The organism is Streptomyces sp. NPDC058279 (genome assembly GCF_042881255.1).
Classification (GTDB): Bacteria; Actinomycetota; Actinomycetes; order Streptomycetales; family Streptomycetaceae; genus Streptomyces.
The window spans coordinates 1-23,948 of record NZ_JBHVYA010000014.1; the positions used below are offsets into that span (position 1 = coordinate 1).

Below are 23,948 nucleotides of genomic sequence, written 5' to 3' on the forward strand. Positions count from 1 at the left end.
GGCGTCAAGCTCACCACCCTGCGCCCGGAGCAGGCCGCCTACATCGGCGTCAAGGTCGAAGGCCCGTACAAGCCCGACCACTACCGCTACTGATCGGACTCCGTGACCCCCACGAGGGAAGGCATACAGATGACACTGTCGAACCAGGTGGCGATCGTGACCGGCGGTGGCCGGGGCATCGGACGCCAGATAGCGCTCTCCCTCGTCGAGGCGGGTGCACGCGTCGCGATCCTGGCGCGCAACGCCGCGGAGCTGGAGGAGACGGCCGAACTCGCGGGCGACAAGCGCTCGCACCTTCTGGTGGCCCCTGCCGACATCAACGACGCGGTGGCCGTCGGACAGGTCGTCAAGCAGGTCAACGAGCACTTCGGCCCGGTGAGCCTGCTCGTCAACAACGCGGCGGTCTACACCCCGGGCGAGCCCCTCTTCTGGGAGGCGGACCTCGACGCATGGTGGAACGACGTCCACGTCAATGTGCTGGGCACGCTCACCGTGACGCACGCCGTCCTGCCGACCATGGTTGCGCAGGGCCGCGGCAGTGTCATCACCGTCGGCAGCGACAGCGGTGTGATGGCCTACCCGGTCACCTCGTACTCGTTCGGCAAGAGCTCCCTGGTCCGCTTCACCGAGACCCTCGACTTGTCCCTGGAGAAGTCCGCCCCCGGCGTCAAGGCGTTCATGATCAGCCCGGGTTCCGTCCGCACCCGGCAGACCGACGCGTTCGCCGTCAAGTACCCCGACATGCAGTGGACACCCGTCGAGTACAGCGGCCGGCTCGTGACCGACCTGGCCACCGGCCGGTACGACGAGCTCCGCGGCCGCTACCTGACCGTGTTCGACGACCTCGACGGCCTGCTCGGCAAGCTGGACGAGGTACGCAAGGAGGAGGTCCGCGTCCAGCGGATGCGTACTTACGCCCCGGACGGCGCGATCGTCACCGACTGGGCTTAGGGGGTGTCCGGCGGCCTGTTCCGGAGCCGTCGGACACACGAGGACCGCCCTGAGCGGAAGTACGTCAGGCGCGTGTGGACGACGCGCGGTCGGCCGGGCGTGACGGTGCGACGGCGGCTGTCAGGTCCCTCACGACCCGTCCGCCGGGAAATCGGTCGTACGGGCGAGAGCGTCCCACTCCTCCCATTCCGCCAGCCGCGCCCGCAGCACGCTCGGGGCGAGGTCGGCGGCACCGTTGCCCAGCAGGACCCGCAGCGGCGGTTCCTCGGCGTCGACCAGCTTCAGGAGGGCCTCGCCCGCCTTGCGCGGATCACCGGGCTGGAGGTGCGCGTAGGCACCCGACAGGCCGTGCCGGCGTTTGGCGAGCACGGAGTCGTACGCGGCCTTGGGGGTGGCCCGCACCATGGAACCCGCGCTCCAGTCGGTGCGGAACTCACCGGCCTCGACCAGGGTGACGTTGATACCGAAGCCCGCGACCTCCTGCGCCAGCGTCTCCCCGACCGCCTCCAGGGCCCACTTGCTGGCGCAGTACATGCTCAGGTTCGGGTAGGTGGTGACTCCCGCGATGCTGGACATCTGGAGCAGATGGCCGCTGCCCTGGCGCCGCATGACCGGCAGCACGGCCTGCGTCACCCACAGGGCCCCGAAGAAGTTCACGTCGAACTGCTCGCGGGTCTGCTGCTCGCCGACCTCCTCGACGGCACCCGCCAGCCCGTAGCCCGCGTTGTTCAACAGCACGTCGATCCGTCCGGCCCGCTCCTCGCCCTCGGCCACGGCGGCGAACACCGCCGCGCGGTCGGTGACGTCGAGCGCCATCGGGACGACCTGCTCGCCGAAGCGCTCGACAAGGGGGTCGAGGGTCGCCACGCGGCGGGCCGTGGCGATCACGGTGTCGCCGGCCTCCAGGACGACCTCGGTGATGGCCCGTCCCAGGCCTCGGGAGGCGCCGGTGACGAGCCAGACCCGCGGCGTCCCGGCGTTCATCGCCGCACTCGCTGCTCGGCGAAGTCCTTGGCGTGGTTGAGGGTGGCGGTGCTGTTGGTGCTGAGAGCGGTCCGCACGTACTGCTTGGCGTCCTCGACCGTCGCATCGGGGCCGAGTATCCGGGCGATGTTGTCGGTGTTGATGGTGACCGTGTGCTGCGAGGAGGCGAAGACGCCGCCCTCGTCGTCCTCGGCGAAAGTCCAGTAGCCGGTGTGCATGGTCATCAGCGCCGGCAGGGTCGTCTGCTTGTACGCGATCTTCCGGTGGGGGAAGGTCACCCGGTACGACTTGGTGGTGTGCGTGGAGCCGTCCTTGGCCCGGGTGTCCATTTCGAGCTCCTGCAGCCCGGGGGTGTCCTCGGTCAGGCGCACCACCGCCACGTGGGGGAGGCGCTGCGACCACAGGTCCGCCTCGTTGACGAAGTCGAAGAGGTCCTTGACGGAACCGTCCACCCGCACCGTGTCCTCGAAGGAGAACGTCAGGTCCTCGGCGGCGTGGGCCTGCTCGACGTTCGTCTTCAGCGCGGCCAGCTCGGACCGGGAGTTGCGGTCGACGGCCTGGTCGATCCACTCCAGGCTCGACGGGTCGTCGTCGATCGCCCGGTAGTCGTGCAGCAGCCGCACCCGGGATTCGCCGTCGGAGAGGGGTTCGATGACCCACGTGCCTCCCATGGCGGCGACGGGGGGTGCGGGGATCTCCTGACGGAAGGTGATCGTCAGGCGTTGCGGGTCCAGGGTACGGCGCGAGGTCCAGTTCTTGGCCTCGCCGTTGGCGATGGCCCAGATGCGGATGCGCTCCTCGTTCTCGCCCTCCGGGATGTGGTCGACGTAGATGGTCGGAGGGAAGATCCGCGGCCAGTTCTGGACCTCGGCGATCAACCGGTACACGGCGGCGGCCGGGGCCGAGATCGTGATCTCGTGCTCCACTTCACGCAGGCCGGGCTGCGACATGGTCTTGCTCCTCGGGTTCGGGATCGCGAGCGTGATCGGGTTGGGGTTCGGGTGCGGCCGTCGCGTCGGGCTCAGAAATTGCCCAGGCCGCCGCAGACGTTCAGCGCCTGCGCGGTGATGGAGGCGGCCGTGTCGGAGGCGAGGTACCCGACGAGCCCGGCGACCTCCTGGGGGGTCGAGTAGCGGCCGAGCGGGATCTTGGCCTGGAACTTCTCGAGAATGGCTTCCTCGGTGGCGTTGTACGCGGCGGCGTAGCCCTGGCGGACGCGCTCGGCCATCGGGGTCTCGACGTAACCGGGGCACACGGCGTTCACGGTGATGCCCGTCGGCGCCAGCTCGTTGCCCAGGGCCTTGGTGAAGCCGACCACGCCGTGCTTCGACGCCGAGTAGGGGGCGCCGAGCACCACACCCTGCTTGCCGGCGGTGGAGGCGATGTTGATGATGCGGCCGCGGCTCTTGGCACGCAGGCCGCCGGTGTTCAGGGCCTCGCGGGTGACGCGGAAGACGCTGTTGAGGTTCGTTTCGATGACGTCGTTCCACAGCTCGTCCGCGATGTCGGCGGTGACCCCGCCGCCCGAGCGGCCCGCGTTGTTGACGACGACGTCGATGGTTCCGAAGCGGTCGACGGCGGCCTCGATCCACGCCCGGACCCCTTCGCCGCTGCGGACGTCGACGGTCGAACCGTCGACCTCCAGGCCCTCGGCGGTCAGCTCCTTCACGGTCCGGGCGACGTTGCCCGCGTCACGCGCCCCGATGTACACGCTGTGGCCCGACGCGGCCAGGGTGCGGGCGACTTCGAGCCCGATGCCACTGGTGGCACCCGTGACGACGGCAACGCGCTTGGTCTGTTCCGGCATGAAAACTCCTCGGCAAGTTGGACAAGGGACGCAGGCGGAGGATCTGGTACGGCGATGGAACAGCGCTCGAACCGCGCTGGGGGCCGTCCGTCCTCCGGCGCGGGGGCCGCCGCGTGCCACGGCTACCACCGGGACTCGATCGGATGTCGAGCGGATGTTCCCAAGCTCTGACGCGACATCCGGACGTGAGAGGCGACTATGATCAATCTCTTTCAGCCCCAGGTCGGTGCTGAGGAACTCGACGCGGTTGCCGCGGTGTTCGAGGACCACTGGCTCGGCCACGGCCCCCGGACCAAGGCCTTCGAGGCGGCGTTCGCCGAGCACCTGGGTGTCGCCCCGGAGCACGTCCTCTTCATCAACTCGGGCACTTCCGGTCTGTTCCTGGCCGTGGAGTCGCTCGACCTCCAGGACGGCGACGAGGTCGTCCTGCCCTCCCTCAGCTTTCTCGCCGCGGCCAACGCGGTCGTCGGCAGTCGCGGCCGGCCGGTCTTCTGCGATGTCGATCCCCGTACGCTGAACCCGACGGCCAAGGACGTCGCAGCCGCCCTCACCGACCGGACCAAGGCCGTCGTCGTCCTCCACTACGGCGGCTACCCGGGCGACATCGTGGAAATCGCCCGCCTGTGCCGCGAGCGGGGCGTCACCCTGATCGAGGACGCCGCCTGCTCGGTCGCCTCCCGCGTCGACGGCCGTGCCGTCGGCACCTTCGGCGACCTGGCCATGTGGAGCTTCGACGCCATGAAGGTGCTGGTCACCGGCGACGGCGGAATGATCTACGTCAAGGACGCGGAACAGGCCGCCCGGGTGCGCCGGCTCGCCTACCACGGCCTCACCCAGTCCAGCGGCTTCGGCTACGCCAAGGTGTCGGCCCGCTGGTGGGAGCTGGACATCCCCGAGCCCGGCCGCCGTGTCATCGGCAACGACCTCACGGCTGCCATCGGCTCCGTACAGCTGCGCCGGCTGCCCGAGATGGTCCGGCGCCGCAGGGAGATCGTCGCGCTCTACGACCGGGAGCTCGCCGGATTCGACGGGCTGCTGACACCCCCCGCGCTGCCCGCGGGCCACGAGTCCACGCACTACTTCTACTGGGTGCAGATGGATCCCGCGATCCGCGACCAAGTGGCGGGCGACCTGCTCGCCGACGACATCTACACCACCTTCCGCTACGCACCCCTCCACAAGGTCCCGGCCTACACCACGGCCGTCGGCGCCCCGGCCGCCGACCTGCGGGCCTCCGACTGGGTGTCCGACCGGACCCTGTGCCTTCCCCTGCACCCGGGCCTGAGCGACGACGACGTACGCACCGTCGTCGCCTCGTTGCGCAAGGCAGTGGAACGGCGACGCTCCGAAACGGCCGCTTGAGAGCGAAGACCGGCCGCGCCGCCCTCCCGGGCCGAACCGACAGCACAGAAGAAGGACTCACTTGTGAAGGACACCCAATGACCCGACGCGTCGTCATCACCGGAATCGGCGTGGTCGCACCCGGGGGAGTGGGCACCAAGGAGTACTGGTCCCTCCTCAGCTCCGGGACCACCGCGACCCGTCCCATCAGCCTGTTCGACGCCTCCCAGTTCCGCTCGCGGATCGCCGCCGAGGCCGACTTCAACCCGCTCGCGCACGGGTTCACGCCCGAGGAGGCCGAACGGCTGGACCGGGCCGCCCAGTTCGCGCTCGTCAGCACCGACGAGGCACTGCGCGACAGCGGACTGGACACCTCCGCCCTGGACCCGACGCGCACCGGCGTGACCCTCGGCAGCGCCGTCGGCTGCACCACGGGCCTGGACCTCGAATACAACGCGGTCAGCAAGGGCGGCAGCACCTGGCAGGTCGACCACACCCTCGCCGTCCCCCACCTGTTCGACTACTTCGTGCCGAGCTCGCTGGCCGCGGAGGTCGCCTGGCGCGCCCACGCCCAGGGCCCCGTCTCGCTGGTCTCCACCGGCTGCACCTCCGGCCTGGACTCCATCGGGCACGCCGTCGAGCTGATCCGCGAGGGCAGCGCCGATGTGATGATCACCGGAGCGACCGAGGCCCCGATCTCGCCCATCACCCTGGCCTGCTTCGACGCCATCAAGGCCACCTCACCGCGCAACGACGAGCCCGGCACCGCGTCCCGGCCCTTCGACGCCACCCGCAACGGCTTCGTCCTCGGCGAGGGGTCGGCCGTCCTGGTGCTGGAGGAACTGGAGAGCGCGCGCCGCCGCGGCGCCCACGTCTACGCGGAAATCGCGGGCTTCGCCAGCCGCTGCAACGCCTACCACATGACCGGCCTGCGCGCCGACGGCCACGAAATGGCGGAGGCGATCACCGTCGCCCTCGACGAGGCCCGCCTCGACCCGACGGCCGTCGCCTACATCAACGCCCACGGCTCCGGCACCAAGCAGAACGACCGCCACGAAACGGCCGCCTTCAAGCGCAGCCTCGGGCAGCACGCGTACGACGTGCCCGTCAGCTCCATCAAGTCGATGATCGGCCACTCGCTGGGCGCCATCGGCTCCCTGGAAGTCGCCGCCAGCGCACTGGCCATCGAGCACAACACGGTTCCCCCCACCGCGAACCTGCACACACCCGACCCCCAGTGCGACCTGGACTACACCCCGCTCGTCGCCCGCGAGCAGCGCACCGACACCGTGCTCAGCGTCGGCAGCGGCTTCGGCGGCTTCCAGAGCGCCATGATCCTGACCCGCCCGCGCCTGGGAGATGCCGCATGACCACGGAAACCGCCGCCGCCCGCAGCGACACCGACACCCTCACCGCGCCCGCCGCGCCCGTCGTCACCGGCATAGGTGTCGCCGCTCCGAACGGCCTGGGCACCGAGGCGTGGTGGAGCGCGGTCCTGCGCGGGGAGAGCGGCATCCGCCCGGTCTCCCGGTTCGAGACGGACCAGTACCCCGCCAAGCTGGCCGGCGAGGTCCGGGGCTTCGACGCGGCCGACCACATCCCCGGCCGGCTGTTGCCGCAGACCGACCACATGACCCGGCTCGCCCTCACCGCCGCCGACGAGGCCCTCGCCGACGCGGGCGTGGACCCCGCCCGGCTGCCCGACTACGCGGCGGGCGTCATCACCGCGAGCTCCGCGGGCGGCTTCGAGTTCGGCCAAAGGGAACTCCAGGCGCTGTGGAGCAAGGGCGGCCAGTACGTCAGCGCCTACCAGTCCTTCGCCTGGTTCTACGCCGTCAACACCGGCCAAATCTCGATCAAGAACGGGCTGCGCGGACCCAGCGGGGTCCTCGTCACCGAGCAGGCCGGCGGCCTCGACGCGGTCGCCCAGGCCCGCCGCCAGCTCCGCAAGGGCGTCCAACTGCTGGTCACGGGCGGGGTGGACTCGTCCCTCTGCCCGTGGGGCTGGGCAGCGCACCTGGCCGGCGGCGAGCTGACCACGAGCGAAGACCCGGCAGCCGCCTTCCGGCCGTTCTCCGCCGACGCGGACGGCCACGTCGCCGGCGAGGGCGGCGCGCTGCTCATCCTGGAGGACGCGGCAGCCGCCCGAGAGCGCGGCGCCACCGTGTACGGGACCGTCGCCGGCTACGCCTCCACCTTCGACCCGCCGCCGGGCTCGGGCGGCGCACCGAGGCTGCGGGCCGCAGCCGAACTGGCCCTGCGCGACGCCGGGCTGACCGCAGCCGATGTCGACGTGGTCTTCGCCGACGCGGCGGGGCGGCGCACCGCCGACCGCGAGGAGGCCGCGGCCATCGCCGGGCTCTTCGGGGACCACGGCGTCCCGGTGACCGCGCCCAAGACGATGACGGGCCGGCTCGCCGCGGGCGGGGCCTCCCTCGACCTGGCCGCCGCCCTGCTCTCGCTGCGCGACGGGGTGATCCCGCCGACGGTCAACACCGGGCCGCCCGCGGCGGACTGCGCGGTCGACCTCGTCACCGAGGTGCGCCGCCCCGAGCGGCTGCGTACGGCACTGGTGCTGGCCCGAGGCCGCGGCGGCTTCAACGCGGCCATGGTGGTCCGCGCCGCCTGAGCCGGCTGCCCGGCCGCCCGGCCGCCCGGCCGGGCAGCCGGCTCGGGGCGGTCGCCGCGCGCCGCACCCGCCCCCGTCCCGCGGTCCAGTCCCGCACCCACCAGAGCCAGGAGGACCGTTGCCCACCATCGACCCCACCGAGTTCGCCCGTGCCATGGCGCAGGTCCCCACACCGGTCACCGTCGTGACCACCGTGGACGGCGCCGGACGGCGCTGGGGCTTCACCGCCAGCTCCTTCACCTCCCTGTCACTCGACCCGCCGCTGGTGCTGGTCTGCCCTGCGAAGACCGCGTCCTGTCACGACGCCTTCGTCACGTGCGGCCGGTTCCTGGTCAACGTGCTCGCGGCCGACCACACCGACGTCGCGGCCAGCTTCGCCCGTTCGGCGGCCGACAAGTTCACCGGCAGCCCGATGGAGGCCTTCGAACACGGCCTGCCGGGCCTGCCCGACGCCACGGCCCGGCTCGTCTGCACCTTGCACGACGTCTTGGACGGCGGCGACCACAGCATCCTCGTCGGCCGCGTCGAGTCCGTCACCGTCGGTGGGGCGGACCCGCTCGTCTACCACAACCGCCAGTTCACCCGGCCGGGCTCAAGCCCGGCCCTCGTCTCGTCCACCCGCTGAAGGGCCGCCCCGTGGCATCCAGGAGAGAGCAGTGACCGAGAGTTCCCCGTCCGACGCACGCCTGCACGAGGTCGCCGAGGACGTCTACGCGTACATCCAGCCGGACGGCGGCTGGTGCCTCAACAACGCGGGACTCATCACCGCCGGCGGCCGTCCCGCGCTCATCGACACCGCCGCCACGGAGGCCCGGGCCAAGGCCCTGCGGGAGGCGGTCCGGCAGGTCACGCCGCACGCTCCGCGGCTCGTGGTCAACACCCACCCGCACGGGGACCACACCTTCGGCAACCGGCTCTTCGCCGACGAGGCCGTGGTCGTCGCCCACGAGGCGACCCGCGCCGAGATGGACCTCGCGGGCCTGCACCTGACCGGCCTGTGGCCGGAGGTCTGCTGGGGCGACGTCGGCGTCGAGCTGCCCGGCCTGACCTTCCGCGACTCGATCACCCTGCACCTGGGAGACGTCCGGGCCGAGCTGATGCACCTGGGCACCGCACACACCACCAACGACACAGTGGTGTGGCTGCCCGGGCAGCGTGTCCTGTTCGCCGGGGACGTGGTCATGTCGGGGGCGACGCCGTTCTGCCTGACCGGGTCCGTGTCCGGCTCCCTCGCCGTGATCGAGAAGTTGCGGGCGCTGGGGCCCCGGACCGTCGTCTCGGGCCACGGCCCGGTCGGCGGCACCGAACTCCTCGACACCACCGCCGGCTACCTGCGGTACGTCCAGGGCCTCGCCGCCGACGGGATCGCGGCGGGGCTGACCCCGCTGGAGACCGCGCGGTCGGCGGACCTGGGACCGTACGCGGAGCTCTTGGACAACGAACGGCTGGTGCCCAACCTGCACCGGGCGTACGCGGAGGCCAAGGGCGCCGCTCCCGGCCACCGCCTCGACATCGGGGAGCTGTTCTCGGAGATGGTCGACTTCCACGGCGGGCTGCCCGCCTGCGCCGCCTGAACACGCGCGGCGGCAACAAGGTCTGCCGCGTCAACGCCGTTAACGGTGTTGACGGCGTTCGCCCGGGCCAACGCGTAAAAGGAACATGTCGTCGCCGGCCTGCTCCGGCCTCGGCAGGTCGGCAGGCTGGTGCGCCGGCAGGTCAGGGCGTCAGGATCAGGGCCCAGGCCAGCAGGCCGGTGGCCGCCGTGCACAGCAGCGTGCGCCCGACGTTGGCCCGCGTCCACGGCCCCTCGAAGGCGCGGCGGACGGCGGCCGGGTCCGCGAGCGCGGCGGGCGGACCGGCCTTCTCCAGGGCGTTGTTCAGCGGGATGTTGACCCGGCCCGTGACGACCATCGAGGCCAGGTAGCAGACGAACGCCCCCGCCAGAGGTGCGAGCACGGCGCCGCGGGCGGACACGGCGTGCAGGACCAGGGCCAGGCCGGTGAAGAGCAGGGCGCCGATGTAGCCGAGCACGAACCAGCCGTTGAGGATGGCGACGTTGACGCGCTGCATCACCTCGATGACGGTCCGGTCGTCGGCGCGCCGCAGGGCGGGCATCACGGACACCGCGAATCCGTAGAAGAGGCCGCTGACCAGCCCCATGGTGATCGTCGCGGCAACGAGCGACGCCAAACGTGCCATTTCCATACGGGTGCTTCCCCCCGGGTCGACCGGCCCCCACGCGTCCCGCCGATCCTACGGGCCCCGCACGTCACGGCCGGCGGCCGACCCGGCCCGAAGCGCGCCGCTCCGGCGGGGCGCGAGCCGGACTCCAGGGGCGTTCCAGGGGGCGGAAGCCCTCTGCACGCCCGGGGCGACGCACGGTACTCTCCCGCCTGGGCCCGCACGCCCGCCTGCCACCCTCCGAGAGGAAACATGTCGTGAAGGACCCCAAGGACAGGCTGGACGCACTGCGGGCCGACATCGAGCGCCGCAACCCCGCCCAGCCCGAGTTCCACCAGGCCGTACGGGAAGTCCTGGACACCCTCGGCCCGGTGTTCGCCGCGCGCCCCGAGTACGCCGACCCGGCCGTGGCGCTGGTCGAGCGGATCACCGAACCGGAGCGGCAGATCCTCTTCCGCGTGCCGTGGACGGACGACCGGGGCCGGGTGCAGGTCAACCGCGGCTACCGGGTCGAGTTCAACAGCGCGCTCGGCCCGTACAAGGGCGGCCTGCGGTTCCACCCGTCCGTGGACATCGGCGTGGTGAAGTTCCTCGGCTTCGAGCAGATCTTCAAGAACGCCCTGACGGGTCTCGGCATCGGCGGCGGCAAGGGCGGCAGCGACTTCGACCCGCACGGCAAGTCCGACGCCGAGGTCATGCGCTTCTGTCAGTCGTTCATGACGGAGCTGTCGCGTCACATCGGTGAGCACACCGACGTCCCCGCCGGTGACATCGGCGTCGGCGGCCGTGAGATCGGCTACCTGTTCGGCCAGTACCGGCGCATCACCAACCGCTGGGAGGCCGGCGTCCTGACCGGCAAGGGCCAGGGCTGGGGCGGCTCCGCGATCCGCCCGGAGGCCACCGGCTACGGCTCGGTGCTGTTCGCCGCGGAGATGCTCAAGGTCCGGGGCGAGTCGCTGGACGGCCTGAGCGCGGTCGTGTCGGGCTCCGGCAACGTCGCCCTCTACACGATCGAGAAGCTCCAGCAGCTGGGCGCGAACCCGCTGACGGCCTCCGACTCCTCCGGCTACGTCGTGGACGAGAAGGGCATCGACTTCGCGCTGCTGAAGCAGATCAAGGAGGTCGAGCGCGGCCGGATCAGCGAGTACGCCGCCCGGCGCGGGGCGTCGGCGCGCTTCGTGCAGGGCGGTCGGGTCTGGGAGGTCCCGGCGGACGTGGCGTTCCCGTCGGCCACGCAGAACGAGCTGGACGTCGACGACGCGCGCACGCTGGTCGCGGGCGGCGTCAAGGCCGTCTCCGAGGGCGCCAACATGCCGACGACGCCGGAGGCGGTGCGGGTGCTCCAGCAGGCGGGCGTCGCGTTCGGCCCCGGCAAGGCGGCGAACGCGGGCGGCGTGGCCGTCAGCGCGCTGGAGATGGCGCAGAACGCGGGCCGCGTGGCGTGGGGACGCGAGCGGGTGGAGGAGGAACTGGCCCGGATCATGCGGTCGATCCACGCCGTGTCCTACGAGACCGCCGAGCGCTACGGAGCCCCCGGGGACTACGTCACCGGCGCGAACATCGCCGGCTTCGAGCGCGTCGCGGACGCGATGCTGGCCCAGGGCGTGATCTGACCCCGCCCCACCCGCCGTGAGCCTCCGGCCTGGCCCGTCCGCGACGCCGTCCGCCGCACGGACCCGGCCGGGGCGCCCACCCCGGCCCAGCCCCGCCCCCGGCGGGGCGCCGGCGGGCGCCGGCGGGCGCCGGCGGGCGTCGGCTGGGGCGACCCGAGTCGCGGGCCGGTCCGGGAGTCAGGTCGTCGGATCCCAGACGCCGTCGAACAGGGCGAGTTCGAGCAGATCGGGGCTTGACGCGGGCCAGCCGATCCCGGCGGAGACGAGCTGCTCGGCGGAAGCGGTGATCCAGCGCAGGTACACCTCGTAGCGATGTGGTGTCCAGCCGCTGTCCGACCACGTCCAGGTCGCCACGTCCGACGCCGATGCGAGTCCGGCCTCCAGCCCGATCCGCGTGGCGTGGGCGCGCACGACGCGCGCGACCCTTTGGTCCAGGATGAGGGCACGAGGGGCAGCGGGAGCGTCCCTCGCCAGGCCGAGGAAGTAGAGCAGCTTGGTGAAGAACGCCGGCCCCAGCCCTCTGACCGCTCGGTACAGCACGTCATACGCCGCGACCGCCCCGTCCTCCCGGAGGGCCGCGTCGGCACCCGCCACCACATCGGCGACATTCGGCTCGGCCAGGATGTCCTTGAGGCGGTGCGGGCCGTAGCCGATCCTGCCTTGTCCCCACACATACGAGGCGACGAAAGCCTCGGCCCATCGGTCGCCCCGCACCGCCTCCCGCACCACCTCCACCACCTGGGTGCGGCTGATCGTCACGGTTTCCGCACGCGACCGGTCGGAGAGCCGGTCCGGCCACGACTCGATGCCCGCCCAGTGCGCGGGCACGTACTGCACGCGATGAGCACCGGCGCCGGTGGCGTACCGGGCCCCCGGCCCGGCGAGCCACCCGCCCATGGCGCGGATCGCGCCGCTCGGCAGCAGTCGCTTCATCAGCTCGGCGTCCAATGCGTCCGCGTCGTCCTGTCGTCCCATCCCACCCCTCCAGAGAGTCGGCTGCCATCATCCACGGCCCGACGGCGGGGCGGGTGCCGTCCGCCGGTTCCCGGGGGATACGGGTGGGATGTGGTCGGGCACCGGGGGTGCGCGAGGGGTGGGTCGTAGCCTGGGGGGACTACTACCGAGGAGTCGCGCGTGCTTACCGCACTGGACGGGGTGTTCGGGGACCGGCCCGACGCTCTCAGCGTTGCCGGCCGGGATTGTTCGTACGAGCAACTGCTCGGCGCCGCACGGGCCGTGGCGGCCGAGGTCATCGACACCGGGGCCGCCGCGTTCGCCGTCACCGCGACCGCGTCGCTGGAGACCGTCGCCGCCGCCGTCGGCGCGCTGCTGGCCGGGGTGCCCCTCGTACCGTTGCCGCCCGACGCCGGGCCCGCCGAACGGGGGCACATCCTGCGGGACTCCGGGGCGGTCGAGATCGACGTGGACTTCGCCCGCAAGGGCAGGGACCCCGGCCGGCAACGGCCGCCCGCCGCCGACCGGGACCCCGCACTGATCCTCTACACCTCCGGCACCACCGGCCCGCCCAAGGGCGTGGTCCTCACGGCGGCGGCCATCGCCGCCGACCTCGACGCCCTCGCCGAGGCATGGCAGTGGAGCGCCGACGACACCCTCGTGCACGGCCTGCCCCTGTTCCACGTGCACGGCCTCGTCCTCGGCGTCCTCGGCGCGCTGCGCACGGGCAGCCGCCTCGTGCACACCGGACGGCCCACCCCCGAGGCCTACGCCGCGGCCGGCGGCAGCCTGTACTTCGGGGTGCCGACCGTCTGGTCCCGCGTCGCCGCGGAACCCCGCGCCGCCGCCGCCCTGTCCGGGGCCCGGCTGCTCGTCTCCGGCAGCGCCGCCCTGCCCTCGCCGGTCTTCCGGGACCTGGAGGCACTGACCGGCCACCGGCCCGTCGAGCGGTACGGGATGACCGAGACCCTGATCACCGTCAGCGGCCGGGCCGGCGGCGAGGTCCACCCGGGCACGGTCGGCACCCCGCTGCGCGGCATCCGCACCCGGATCGCCGCCGAACCGGGCGCGGAGATCGGCGAACTCCAGCTGACCGGACCCACCTTGTTCGACGGGTACCTGGGCCGGCCGGAGGCGACCGCGGCCGCGTACACCGAGGACGGTTGGTTCCGTACGGGCGACATCGCCGCCGTCGACGGGGACGGCGTCCACCGCATCGTGGGCCGGGCCTCCATCGACATGATCAAGTCCGGCGGCTACCGGATCGGCGCGGGCGAGATCGAGAACGCCCTGCTCGACCATCCCAAGGTCAGCGAGGCGGCCGTGGTCGGCGTCCCGGACGCGGACCTCGGCCAGCGCATCGTGGCCTTCGTCGTCGCCGAGGGCGTCTCCGGCGCCGAACTCACCGACTTCGTCGCCGCGCACCTGTCGGTGCACAAACGCCCTCGCGAGGTCCGCTTCGTCGCGTCGCTGCCGCGCAACGCCATGGGCAAGCCGCAGAAGAGGCTGCTGCTCACGGACGGGTCCGCCGGCGGGTCCGCCGGCGGGGCCGCGGACGCGGCTGCGGCGGGCGGCGCGGCGGGGGAGCGGCGGTGACCGGGCCCGACCGCGCCACCCGCCGCGTCACCGGCAGTCCCTGGCTGCGCCGCTTCGACGCCGGCCCGCCGTCGCCGGACGCACCCGTCATCGTGCTGCTCCCGCACGCCGGCGGGAACGCCGCCTACTACCGCCCGTTCTCCCCGGCGCTGTCCGCGCACGCCGAGGTGCTCATCGCCCAGTACCCCGGCCGTCAGGAGCGGCTCGGGGAGCCGGTCCCCGAGTGCGTCGGCGCGCTCGTCGACGGGGTGCAGGAGGCGCTGCGGCCCTGGCGCGGGCGGCCGTTGACCGTGTTCGGGCACAGCATGGGCGCCCTGGTCGGCTACGAACTGACGCGCCGCCTGGAGCGCGCCGGCGCGGGCCCGCGCGGGCTGATCCTCTCCGGTCGCCGCTCGGCGCTCCTGCACCGCGCGGAGGACGTGCACCTGCGGGGCGACGACGCCCTGATCGGTACGTTGACCGCACTGGCCGGGACCGACGCCCGGCTGCTCGCCGATCCGGGGTTCCGGGAGCTGATCCTCCCGGCGCTGCGCGGTGACTACAAGGCGGTCGAGACCTACCGGCACGAACCGGGGCCGCCGCTGCGCGCGCCCGTCAGCGTGCTGATCGGCGCGTCGGACCCGCGCGTCGGCGCCCCCGAGGCGATGGCCTGGCGGGAGCTGACCGAGGGCGCCTTCACCTTCCGCTCCTTCCCGGGCGGCCACTTCTACCTCAACGACATGCGCGAGGCGGTGACGCGGGCGCTCGTCGAGGACCTGACCGCCTTCACGGCCCGTCCGGCACCGGCCGGTTCACCGGGATAGCCGAAGCGCGCCGTCGGTGGCCGGATCGGGCGTGACGATCTGGGCAGCGCGGGCCGGCGTGAGTACGTTGCTCGCATGGATCAAACGGCTGGCGCTCCCAGAACCGATCACCGTGCCCTCTTGGCGGCCTCCGTCACCGTCGTGATGTGGGCCTCCGCGTTCGTCTCCATCCGCGCTTCGGCCCAGCACTTCGGGCCCGGCGCCCTGGCCCTGGGCCGGCTCCTGACCGCGTCGATCGCGCTCGGCGCGGTGCTGCTGGTCAAGCGGGTGCCGCTGCCGTCGCGAGAGGCGTGGCCGGGCATCCTCGCCTCCGGTGTGCTGTGGTTCGGGCTCTACATGGTGGCGCTGAACTGGGGCGAGCAGGGCGTCGACGCCGGCACCGCGGCGATGATCGTCAACATCGGCCCCCTCGTCATCGCCCTGCTGAGCGGATGGCTCCTCAAGGAGGGTTTCCCGCCGAAGCTGTTGGCGGGGATGGCCGTCTCCTTCGTCGGGGCGGCCGTCGTCGGGATGTCCACGTCCAAGGGCGGCTCCTCCTCCCTCACCGGTGTGCTGCTCTGTCTGCTCGCCGCGCTCACCTACGGGGCCGGCGTGGTCTCGCAGAAGCCGGCGCTGCGGCACGCGAGTCCGCTCCAGGTGACCACCTACGGCTGCTTCGTCGGTACGGCGGTGACCCTGCCGTTCGCCGGACAACTGGTCACACAGCTTCCCGAGGCGCCGCTGACCGCCACCCTCAACATGGTGTACCTGGGCCTCTTCCCGACCGCCCTGGCCTTCACCACCTGGACGTACGCGCTCTCGCGGACCACCGCCGGGAAGATGGGCGCGACCACCTACGCCGTGCCGGCCGTGGTGGTGCTGATCGCCTGGCTCGTCCTGGACGAGGTGCCCGGCTGGCTGACGCTGCTGGGCGGGGCGATCTGCCTCGGCGGCGTGGCGGTCTCCCGGACGCGGGGCACGCGACCGGCCCCGACGGCGGTCCCGGCGAAGGAGGCCGCCGACCGGCCCTGACCGGCGGTGCGTGAGGTGCCCGGGAGAGGGCGGCGGGGTGTCCCGTCGCCCTTTCTTCTGTCCCGACTTCCCCCGAAACACCGACTGCGCGGTCTGTTTTTGAGTGGCCGTCAGGTCGTGTCGATGCGCCAACTGAGGCCCTTATTGGCGCGGTTCAGGCGGATGTGGCACGCGTGGGGGCGAGGCCTCCTGCGAAACCCTTGATGAAAACGGCGCAGTTGGTTTGATATTGACAAACCGTGGGGCCTGTTTTTTACTGAGGCAGGCTCATCCACGGACAGGGGAGTACGGGTGGACATCGAAGTACTTGGCACGCTGGCGGTGCGGGAGCACGGAGTCTCCGTCACGCCGACCGCCCTCAAGCCGCGGCAGGTCCTGGCGCTGCTGGCCCTGCACGCCGACCAGGTCGTCCCCGTGTCGGCCCTCATCGAGGAGCTGTGGGCCGGCGAACCGCCGCGCAGCGCCCGCACCACGCTCCAGACCTACGTGCTCCAGCTCCGGACCCTGATCACCACGGCCCTCGAACGGGGCGGCGACGAGACCCGGACCGCGAAGGACGTCCTCGTCACGCTGCCCGGCGGGTACCTGCTCGACAGCAACGGCGGCACCAGCGACGTCCGCGAGTTCGACCGGCTCGCGGGCCTGGGCTACCGGGCCATGGACGCCGGCGACCACCCCGGCGCCGCCCGCCTGCTGCGCGAGGCGCTGGCCCTGTGGTCGGGCCCCGCGTTCGCCGACGTGGCCGGCGGCGTGCAACTGGACATGGAGTGCCGCCGCTTGGAGGAGACCCGGCTGTGCGCCCTCGACCAACGCATCGAGGCGGACCTGCGGCTCGGCCGGCACCGCGAACTGCTCGCCGAACTCACCGTCCTGGCCAGCCGCTACCGCACCCACGAGAACCTGCACGGCCAGTTCATGCTCGCCCTGCACCGCTCCGGCCGCCGCGGCGAGGCCCTCGACGTCTACCAGCGGCTGCGCGCCACCCTCGTGCGCGAACTCGGCATCGAGCCGTCGGTGGCCCTGCGCAGGCTCCAGCGCTCGATCCTCATGGCCGGCCCCGAGGGGGCCGCCGCAACCGCCGCAACCGCCGCAACCGCCGCCACCTCCGCCGCGCCGCCCGCCGTGCCCGCCGCGTCCGCGCAGAACCCCGACGAACGGCTCGTCCGCGTCGGCTGAACCCCACCCCGGCGGGGGCTACCGGATGGCCCGGTCCCGGCGGCCTTTCCCCCGTAGCCGACGAAGTGACATGTGGGCAGGTCGCAGCCGGTGTGATCGTTTCCCGGAAGGTGCGGTCGAGGAACTCTGGGAAGGCGCTGGACCATTCGGGGAAGCCGCCCCGGGCTTCGCTACCGTTCGATGTCCGAGACCGAAAATCGACGGAATGCGACCAGGTGCGGAGGAAACCGTGAAGATTCAGGTTCTGGGTCCGTTGAGTGCCGAGGTCAACGGGGGCTCGATCGTTCCGACCGCGGGGAAACCGCGTCAGATCCTGGCGCTGCTGGCCCTGTATCCGGGACGGGTGGTCCCCGTCCCCACCCTCATGGAAGAGCTCTGGCGGACGGAACTCCCGCAGAGCGCCCTGACCACGCTCCAGACCTACATCCTCCAGCTGCGCCGGCGCCTGGGCACGGCCATGGGTCCCGGCGCGCCCGCCGGCGCCAAGGACGTCATCGCCACCCGGCACGGCGGCTACCTGCTCCAGATCGCGCCCGAGGCCGTCGACGTCCACGCGTACGAGAGCCTCGTCCGCGCCGGTCAGCAGGCGTTCGACACCGGTGACGACGCGGGCGCGGCGGCCCGGCTGCGCGAGGCGCTCGCCCTGTGGCAGGGCCCGGCGCTGGTCGACGTCCACGTGGGACCCGTCCTCGGCATCGAGGTCCTGCGGCTGGAGGAGAGCCGGCTCGTGACGCTGGAACGGCGCATCGACGTCGACCTGCGGCTCGGCCGGCACGCGGAACTCATCGTGGAGCTCACCGGGTTGACCGCCCGCCACCCGCAGCACGAGGGCCTGCACTCCCAGGCCATGGTCGCCCTCTACCGCTCCGGCCGGCAGGCCACCGCCCTCGACGTCTACCGCAGGCTGCGCACCCGGCTGGTCGAGGAGCTCGGCGTCGAACCGAGCCCGCAGCTCCAGCGCCTGCACCAGGCGATGCTGACCGTCGACCCCGCCCTCGACGTCATCGCCGGACCGCGCCGCTCCTCCACCTTCGACCTCTACGCCGCGTAGCGGACCGCGCCGTCCGCCGTCCGCCTCCCGCCTCTCGCCGCCCGACCGGGGGTCGAGGCATGGTCGACCGGCCCTCCGGCGCCTCCCGCGATCGTCGGAGCCCCGGGGGTCGAGAGAGGTGTGAGCCGATGTCAGGTGAGTGTGTGCGTCGCACGTCGTACGCGGTGGAGGTGGCGGCGCCCGCCGGGGTGGTCTACGCGCTGCTCGCGGACACCACCCAGTGGCCGTTGTTCGTCCCGCCGAGCATCCACGTCGAACGGCTCGACTTCGACGGGACCCACGACCGCTTCGGCATGTGGGCCACCGCCGGCGGCACCGTCACGTCCTGGACCTCCCGCCGGTCCCTGGACGCCGCGGCCCGCACCATCGACTTCCACCAGGAGCTCCCGGCACCGCCCGCCACCTCCATGGGAGGCCGCTGGGCCGTCGAGGAGCGGGGCCCCGGGCGGTCCCAGCTGACCCTCCTCCACCACTTCACTGTCGCGGACGACAACGCGGCCGACGCCGAGTGGGTCACCCGCGCCACCGACGCCAACAGCGCCGCCGAACTGGCCCGGCTCAAGGAGACCGCCGAGCGCTGGACGCGCCTGGACGACCTCCTGCTCACCTTCGAGGACTCGGTGCGCGTCCAGGGTCCCGCCGAACTCGTCTACGAGTTCCTCTACGGGGCCGCGGACTGGCCCGCCGAACTGCCCGACGTGCTGCGCGCCGACGTCCGCGAAGACCGCACCGGTGTCCAGCTGTTGAGCCTGGACACCCGCGGCGCCGACGGCCGGGTCCACACCACCGAATCGGTGCGCGTCTGCTTCCCGCACGCCGGGCGGATCGTGTTCAAGGAGACGCGCGGCCCGCTGCCGCTGGCCGCGCACACCGGCGAATGGTCGCTGATCCCCGACGAGACCGGGCTGAACGCCGTGGCCCGCCACAGCGTCGTGCTGCGCGAGGAGGACATCGAACGGTTCCTCGGCCCGGGCGTCGACGTCGCCCAGGCGCGCGACCACGTACGCCGCGCCCTGGGCGCCGCGAGCACCGCCACGCTGCACCGCGCCCGCCGGTACGCGGAATCCGCGGTCCGGGTCCTCACCCCGGGCCGGTGACCGCGCTCCGGTGATTCGCCCGGCCCGGCATTCCCGCGAAGGCGGGCGGCCGGCCGGTTGCACGGAGAAACAGATCGGAATGTGCTCAGGAGGCACCACATGACCGCCACCCCGGAAAACCCGGAAAGCAACGCCGCCGGGACGGAAGGCAAGCGCGCGTTCCGCGAGGCCCTGGAGCGCAAGGCGCGCATCGCCAGGGCGCGGCAGGCCGGCCAGGAAGGCCGTTCGAAGCTCAACGGGTACAACGGACCCCACGGGCAGAGCCGCGGGTTCCGCCGCAAGACCGGCTGAGGCCGCCCCGTAAACCGCCCCACAAACCGCCCGGCGGCCGCAGGGGCTGCCGCGATCCGATTCCCGTTCGGATCGTGGCAGCCCTTTTGCCGGGCGCGCCATAAGCCCGCTCGAATACCGCCGGAGCGGCGTCGGAGTACCGCCGGAGGGCTGCCGGAGTGCCGCGCGGGAGACCCGTCGCGCCCCGCCGTGCCGCCTCCCACGATCGTCGCCCCCCCTCGTCCGACCGCCCGTCCGACCTCTCTTCAGACCACGTACGTCGCCTCGTTGCGGCCGAGCAGATAGCCGAGCTGTAATCGGTTGAGCGCCCCCAGTTCCTGCTTGATGGCCGCGATGTGTGCCTGCAGAGAGCGCTCACTGATGCCGATCCGGCGGGCGATCGCCTTGTCCGAGTAACCCTCCACGAGCAGTCTGCTGATGGACTCCCGGATGGCCGGCACCACTTCGTCGGCAGCCTTGGCGGCGTGCAGCGGAACGAACGGAAAGGGCTTGGCCCGGTCCCACGCCTTGTCGAACGTGTCGCGCAGAAATCGGATGATGGTGGGCTCGGTAATGGAAATGGCGGTCGTGCGGTCCGCGTTCGCCGGAATGAAAGCCGTGTCGTCGACGATGATGAGCCGGTCGAAGAATTCCTCCAGCGTCCGCACCTGCGCCCCGTATTCGGTGACCGTGCGGACGTAGTCCTTCGTCGCCTCGTCGAAACGCGTGGTGTGCTGGTAGAGCGTGCGCATGGAAATACCCGCCGCGATCTGCCGGCGTACGGATTCCAGCGCCTCCTTCAGTACCGCGCTCGGCCGCGCCCCGTCCGGCTGGGCGGTCAGGATGTCCCTGCGCACCGCGGCCAGCGCCTCGTTGATCGCGGAGGAGATACTGGCGAGGCCGTGCAGGTAGCGCACTCCGGGTCCGACCACCTGCTCCTGCGGACCGGCCCCGATCTCCGTGCGGGCTTCCGCCCGCGTGGCCTGCTGTGCGGCTTCCTGCGCCAGCAGGCCGAGGTGTGTTGCGAGTTCTCGCAAGAATGCCTGCGGTTCCTCCTCCGCGGGCGCACGCGGCTCCTCGGGTGCACCACTTTGTGCGGATTTGACGTATTTAACTACGTCCACACGCCACCCCTGTCTGTCCGATATGTGGGTGTTCGGGGCGCTTGAGACCCCGTGGATTCCCGCAATGCGGAAACCGGAGCCATCGTAGGTCTACCTCGGGATCTCCCGGCAGAGGAGATTTGGTCTCACCGCAGGAACGAACACCGAGAAGGCGCCCGGCGGATCACCACAGCCGCACACCGGATTCGGACTTCCGTTTCTCGAATGACCAAAAGGCGAAAACGACCGAGGGGACTGGGGAAATGACGAAGAACCAGAGGGTTACCGGCGGGGCCGGCAGCGTTTCCGGAATCCGCGGCCGAGTGGTCCTGGCCGCCGCCGGAGCCGCCCTCGCGCTGGGAACGGCCGTCACCGGCCTCGCCCAGGGCGCCCTGTCCGACGGATCCGGCACCCACCTGCGCCTCGGCGACGTCGGCTGGAACCACACGGCCCCCCGCGTCCTCGCAGATGGCGCCGGTGACGTCGGCTGGAACAACCCGAAGCCCGGCACCACCCCCGCCCCCCAGCCCGCCGACCCGAGCGACGTTGGCTGGAACTGACCCCCGACCACCACCCCGTCCTGCACTTCCACCCCTCCGCCACCGCCCGACCGGCAAAGGAATGGCTGATCTTCGTGGCTGCCTCCCCCTGGTTCCTGACCTCCGAGACCGCCCCCGGCGCCACCCCCGCCGCCGACCGCGCCGACACCCGCACCCGCGTCTACTGCTTCCCGCACGCCGGCGGCAACCCGCGCACCTTCCTCGACTGGCAGGACGGCATGCGCGACGACGCCCACATCCTCGCCGTGTGCCCGCCGGGCCGAGGCCACCGCTTCCGCGAACCGGCCCCCGCCGGCGTCGCCGAACTCGCGGACGGCGCCGCCCTGGCCATCGCCCTCGACGCGGCCCCCGACCGGCCCTTCGTCCTCTTCGGCCACAGCTTCGGCGCGGCCCTCGCCTTCGAGGTCGCCCGCCGCCTCGACGGGGTACCCGGCCTCGCCGCCCTCGTCGCCTCCGGCTGCTCCGCCCCCTCCCTGCTGCCCACCCCGCGCGTGGTCGAGACGGCCCGACTGGAGGGTCGCCGGTTCACCGAGGCCGTCGGCTTCTTCGGCGGCCTGCCGCCCGAGGTGCTCCAGGACGAGGCCATGCAGGAACTGCTCCTGCCCCACCTCAAGGCGGACTTCACGATGGTCGCCGGGTACGCGTACCGACCCGCCCGGCCGCTGCGCGTGCCGATCACCCTGCTCAACGGCATCGACGACCCGCACGTCACCACCGCCTCCCTCGCCCCGTGGGCCCGCGAATGCCCGGGACAACCGGCCCGCCACTGGGTCGACGGAGGCCACTTCTACTTCGAGGGCCGGCCCGACACCGTCACCGACGTACTGCGCCCCCTCGCCCGCGCCGCCCGTCGGGACGCGCCAACGCCCGCCCGTGATGAGTACGTTGAGCTGATCTGACCACCGGCCGACGCACCAGCGAGGACACCGTGAACCCCAGCACCGACGCCCGCCACCCCCGATCCCGGTACGCCCGCGGTGTCGCCTTCCGCGACCTGCACACCGGCCCCGCCCCGTTCGTCGTCCCCAACCCCTGGGACGCCGGCACCGCCCGCATCCTCGCCTCCTTCGGCTTCGCCGCCCTCGCCACCACCGGCGCCGGCCTCGCCCACAGCCTCGGCCGCCCCGACGGGGCCAACCAGGTCGGTCGCGACGAACTCCTCGCCAACGCCGCCGCGATCGTCGACGCCACCGGCCTGCCCGTCACCGCCGACCTGGAGAGCGGCTTCGGCGAGCGCCCCGAGGACATCGCCGAGACCATCCGGCTGGCCGCCGCCGCCGGGCTGGTCGGCGGCTCCATCGAGGACTCCACCGGTCGCGACGAGGACCCCGTACGGCCCCTCGCCGAAGCGGTGGAGCGCGTCGAGGCGGCCGTCGAGGCGGCAAAGGGACTCGACTTCCCCTTCACCGTCACCGCCCGGGCCGAGAACTTCTTCCAGGGCCGCCCCGACCTCGACGACACCATCCGCCGCCTTCGGGCGTACGAGGCCGCCGGCGCGGACGTGCTCTACGCCCCCGCCCTGCCCGACGCCGAGGCGATCCGTGCCGTCTGCTCCGCCGTCTCCCGCCCCGTCAACGTCCTGATGGGCGGGGCGCCGAAGCTGTCCGTCGCCGATCTCGGGGCGCTCGGCGTACGCCGGATCAGCACCGGCTCGGCCCTGTCCCGCGCCGCGCTCGGCGCCCTCACCCGGGCCGCCCGCGAGATCGGCGAGTACGGCACCTTCGGCTTCGGCGCCGACGCCCTCCCGTACGCCGAGGCCAACGCCCTGCTGGCGACGCCCGCCCCGACCGCGTCCGCCCCCGACGCAACCGCCCCGACCGCCCCGTCCGACGACCGAGAGAGCGATCCGGCACCGTGAGCCTTCCTCCCGCAGCCTTACCCGCCGTCCACCTGTCCGCGCCGCGCTACGTACTCGGCGAACAGGTGGCCGACCACACGAGCATCGGCAACCTCCAGGAACGGGCCCGCCGGTTCAAGATGGCGCCACGGGCCGAGCTGTGGGGCTGGGGCAGCGTCCGCAGGACCGCCAAGAGCCTGGACGCCCTCGCCGTCGAGAGCGCCCGCGCGACCGTGGCGGCCGCGGGCGCCGACCCGGCCGGCATCGACTGCCTGATCCTGTGCTCCACCCGCTTCCCCGGCGGCCCGCGCACCCACGGCGCTTTCGTGGAGAAGGTGATGACCGGCGTCGGCCTCCTCGACGCCGCCTTCACCGGCCTCACCCTCAACCGCTGCACCAACCTCCTCACGGGCATCCGTACCGCGCACGCCCTCGTCGCCGCCGGAACCCAGCGGCGGGTGCTGGTCGTCACCACCGACCGGGTCACCGACGAATCCGTCCGCATGGAGAACTTCGCCCTGTTCAGCGACGGCTCCGCCGCCTGCCTGATCTCCGCCGAACCCCTCGGCGCGGACACCTACGAGTTCATCGCCGGCGCCGCCGCCCAGGACCCCACCTCCCTGGACTGGTCCCACGAGATCAGCTCGGAGCTCGCCCGCACCGTCAACGAGCGCATCCTCGACGCCGCCGGCATGAAGCTCGACGAGATCGACGGCCTGCTGCACCCCAACCTCTTCAAGCCCCTCATCACCCTCAAGGAACGCCAGGCCGGCTTCAGCCGACAGCAGCTCCACCTCGACAACATCACCCGCTTCGGCCACTGCTTCGCCGCCGACCCGCTGATCAACCTCGTGGACCGGTCCACCGCCGGAGCACTCCGCCCGGGCGGCCACTACCTGCTGGCCTCCAGCGTCCCCGGCTCCCGCGTCGGCGTCCTGCTGCGCAAGCCATCGCCCGTCACCCCCGGCCGGGAGGAGAACTGAG

25 protein-coding genes are annotated in these 23,948 nt (G+C 72.4%); 19 read left to right on the forward strand and 6 right to left on the reverse strand.

What is annotated here, in order from left to right; all coding sequences use genetic code 11:
- Together ACFVXJ_RS23575 and ACFVXJ_RS23580 are read left to right on the forward strand one after the other, a co-directional pair.
- Positions 1–93 (forward strand): adenosylhomocysteinase (locus tag ACFVXJ_RS23575; RefSeq protein WP_351857368.1); only part of this gene is annotated, 93 nt, incomplete at its 5' end.
- A 36-nt stretch (positions 94–129) separates the two neighbouring features.
- Positions 130–951, forward strand: a complete 822-nt coding sequence (locus ACFVXJ_RS23580; protein ID WP_389664406.1) for an SDR family NAD(P)-dependent oxidoreductase — start codon at positions 130–132, stop codon at positions 949–951.
- Between the two features lie 129 nt (positions 952–1,080).
- On the opposite strand, the gene ACFVXJ_RS23585 is transcribed toward ACFVXJ_RS23580, so the two are convergent.
- The 3 genes from ACFVXJ_RS23585 to ACFVXJ_RS23595 form a co-directional block, all read right to left on the reverse strand.
- On the reverse strand, positions 1,081–1,935 hold the full coding sequence (locus ACFVXJ_RS23585; protein WP_389664408.1) for an oxidoreductase: 855 nt from the start codon (positions 1,933–1,935) through the stop codon (positions 1,081–1,083).
- On the reverse strand, positions 1,932–2,885 hold the full coding sequence (locus ACFVXJ_RS23590) for an aromatase/cyclase (protein ID WP_389664410.1): 954 nt from the start codon (positions 2,883–2,885) through the stop codon (positions 1,932–1,934). Before ACFVXJ_RS23590 ends, ACFVXJ_RS23585 begins: the two co-directional genes overlap by 4 nt.
- Positions 2,886–2,956: 71 nt before the next feature.
- Positions 2,957–3,742, reverse strand: coding sequence for an SDR family NAD(P)-dependent oxidoreductase (locus tag ACFVXJ_RS23595; protein WP_389664412.1), 786 nt, complete (start codon positions 3,740–3,742; stop codon positions 2,957–2,959).
- A 198-nt stretch (positions 3,743–3,940) separates the two neighbouring features.
- Between ACFVXJ_RS23595 and ACFVXJ_RS23600 the strand changes: the two genes are divergently transcribed.
- The 5 genes from ACFVXJ_RS23600 to ACFVXJ_RS23620 all read left to right on the forward strand — a co-directional run bounded on the left by ACFVXJ_RS23600 (position 3,941) and on the right by ACFVXJ_RS23620 (position 9,286).
- Entirely contained in the window at positions 3,941–5,104 is a 1,164-nt protein-coding gene (locus ACFVXJ_RS23600; protein ID WP_389664414.1) for a DegT/DnrJ/EryC1/StrS family aminotransferase, read from the forward strand.
- A gap of 77 nt (positions 5,105–5,181) precedes the next feature.
- Positions 5,182–6,453: a beta-ketoacyl-[acyl-carrier-protein] synthase family protein gene (locus ACFVXJ_RS23605; protein WP_389664415.1), complete on the forward strand. Its 1,272-nt coding sequence runs from the start codon at positions 5,182–5,184 to the stop codon at positions 6,451–6,453.
- The gene (locus ACFVXJ_RS23610) at positions 6,450–7,712 is read left to right on the forward strand and encodes a ketosynthase chain-length factor (RefSeq protein WP_389664416.1); all 1,263 of its coding nucleotides are present in this window, start codon (positions 6,450–6,452) and stop codon (positions 7,710–7,712) included. Before ACFVXJ_RS23605 ends, ACFVXJ_RS23610 begins: the two co-directional genes overlap by 4 nt.
- A 118-nt stretch (positions 7,713–7,830) precedes the next feature.
- Positions 7,831–8,337 (forward strand): flavin reductase family protein, encoded by a 507-nt coding sequence (locus ACFVXJ_RS23615; RefSeq protein ID WP_389664418.1) that lies wholly within the window; start codon positions 7,831–7,833, stop codon positions 8,335–8,337.
- Positions 8,338–8,368: 31 nt separating this feature from the next.
- Positions 8,369–9,286 (forward strand): MBL fold metallo-hydrolase, encoded by a 918-nt coding sequence (locus ACFVXJ_RS23620; protein ID WP_389664419.1) that lies wholly within the window; start codon positions 8,369–8,371, stop codon positions 9,284–9,286.
- Positions 9,287–9,428: 142 nt separating this feature from the next.
- Here ACFVXJ_RS23620 and ACFVXJ_RS23625 read toward each other — a convergent pair whose 3' ends face one another.
- A complete protein-coding gene (locus ACFVXJ_RS23625; protein ID WP_389664420.1) occupies positions 9,429–9,917 on the reverse strand; it encodes a DUF1772 domain-containing protein in 489 nt (162 codons plus the stop codon).
- A gap of 233 nt (positions 9,918–10,150) precedes the next feature.
- Here ACFVXJ_RS23625 and gdhA point away from each other — a divergent pair, with 233 nt between their 5' ends.
- Positions 10,151–11,506, forward strand: a complete 1,356-nt coding sequence (gene gdhA, locus ACFVXJ_RS23630) for an NADP-specific glutamate dehydrogenase (RefSeq protein ID WP_389664422.1) — start codon at positions 10,151–10,153, stop codon at positions 11,504–11,506.
- A 177-nt stretch (positions 11,507–11,683) separates the two neighbouring features.
- On the opposite strand, the gene ACFVXJ_RS23635 is transcribed toward gdhA, so the two are convergent.
- Positions 11,684–12,481 (reverse strand): hypothetical protein, encoded by a 798-nt coding sequence (locus ACFVXJ_RS23635; RefSeq protein WP_389664423.1) that lies wholly within the window; start codon positions 12,479–12,481, stop codon positions 11,684–11,686.
- Positions 12,482–12,640: 159 nt separating this feature from the next.
- Between ACFVXJ_RS23635 and ACFVXJ_RS23640 the strand changes: the two genes are divergently transcribed.
- The 7 genes from ACFVXJ_RS23640 to ACFVXJ_RS23670 all read left to right on the forward strand — a co-directional run bounded on the left by ACFVXJ_RS23640 (position 12,641) and on the right by ACFVXJ_RS23670 (position 19,485).
- Positions 12,641–14,056 carry an AMP-binding protein gene (locus ACFVXJ_RS23640; protein ID WP_389664425.1) on the forward strand — a complete coding sequence of 472 codons (1,416 nt, stop codon included), beginning with the start codon at positions 12,641–12,643 and terminating at the stop codon, positions 14,054–14,056.
- Entirely contained in the window at positions 14,053–14,859 is an 807-nt protein-coding gene (locus tag ACFVXJ_RS23645; protein WP_389664427.1) for a thioesterase II family protein, read from the forward strand. The genes ACFVXJ_RS23640 and ACFVXJ_RS23645 overlap by 4 nt, the downstream gene beginning before the upstream one ends.
- A gap of 75 nt (positions 14,860–14,934) precedes the next feature.
- Positions 14,935–15,870: a DMT family transporter gene (locus ACFVXJ_RS23650; RefSeq protein WP_389664429.1), complete on the forward strand. Its 936-nt coding sequence runs from the start codon at positions 14,935–14,937 to the stop codon at positions 15,868–15,870.
- Positions 15,871–16,161: 291 nt separating this feature from the next.
- Positions 16,162–17,046 carry a BTAD domain-containing putative transcriptional regulator gene (locus ACFVXJ_RS23655; RefSeq protein ID WP_389664430.1) on the forward strand — a complete coding sequence of 295 codons (885 nt, stop codon included), beginning with the start codon at positions 16,162–16,164 and terminating at the stop codon, positions 17,044–17,046.
- 229 nt (positions 17,047–17,275) lie between these two features.
- On the forward strand, positions 17,276–18,097 hold the full coding sequence (locus tag ACFVXJ_RS23660; RefSeq protein ID WP_389664432.1) for a BTAD domain-containing putative transcriptional regulator: 822 nt from the start codon (positions 17,276–17,278) through the stop codon (positions 18,095–18,097).
- 143 nt (positions 18,098–18,240) lie between these two features.
- On the forward strand, positions 18,241–19,194 hold the full coding sequence (locus tag ACFVXJ_RS23665) for an aromatase/cyclase (protein WP_389664433.1): 954 nt from the start codon (positions 18,241–18,243) through the stop codon (positions 19,192–19,194).
- Positions 19,195–19,293: 99 nt separating this feature from the next.
- Positions 19,294–19,485 carry a DUF5302 domain-containing protein gene (locus tag ACFVXJ_RS23670; RefSeq protein ID WP_389664435.1) on the forward strand — a complete coding sequence of 64 codons (192 nt, stop codon included), beginning with the start codon at positions 19,294–19,296 and terminating at the stop codon, positions 19,483–19,485.
- Positions 19,486–19,730: 245 nt separating this feature from the next.
- Here the strand turns inward: ACFVXJ_RS23670 and ACFVXJ_RS23675 are convergent, their stop codons facing one another.
- The gene (locus tag ACFVXJ_RS23675; RefSeq protein WP_389664437.1) at positions 19,731–20,588 is read right to left on the reverse strand and encodes a LuxR C-terminal-related transcriptional regulator; all 858 of its coding nucleotides are present in this window, start codon (positions 20,586–20,588) and stop codon (positions 19,731–19,733) included.
- 242 nt (positions 20,589–20,830) lie between these two features.
- Here ACFVXJ_RS23675 and ACFVXJ_RS23680 point away from each other — a divergent pair, with 242 nt between their 5' ends.
- From ACFVXJ_RS23680 to ACFVXJ_RS23695, 4 genes are all read left to right on the forward strand, one after another.
- Positions 20,831–21,127 carry a hypothetical protein gene (locus ACFVXJ_RS23680; protein WP_389664438.1) on the forward strand — a complete coding sequence of 99 codons (297 nt, stop codon included), beginning with the start codon at positions 20,831–20,833 and terminating at the stop codon, positions 21,125–21,127.
- 74 nt (positions 21,128–21,201) lie between these two features.
- Positions 21,202–22,026 carry a thioesterase II family protein gene (locus ACFVXJ_RS23685; protein WP_389664440.1) on the forward strand — a complete coding sequence of 275 codons (825 nt, stop codon included), beginning with the start codon at positions 21,202–21,204 and terminating at the stop codon, positions 22,024–22,026.
- Between the two features lie 29 nt (positions 22,027–22,055).
- A complete protein-coding gene (locus ACFVXJ_RS23690; RefSeq protein WP_389664441.1) occupies positions 22,056–22,985 on the forward strand; it encodes an oxaloacetate decarboxylase in 930 nt (309 codons plus the stop codon).
- Positions 22,982–23,947, forward strand: coding sequence for a 3-oxoacyl-ACP synthase (locus tag ACFVXJ_RS23695; protein WP_389664443.1), 966 nt, complete (start codon positions 22,982–22,984; stop codon positions 23,945–23,947). Before ACFVXJ_RS23690 ends, ACFVXJ_RS23695 begins: the two co-directional genes overlap by 4 nt.
- Position 23,948 lies beyond the last annotated feature (1 nt).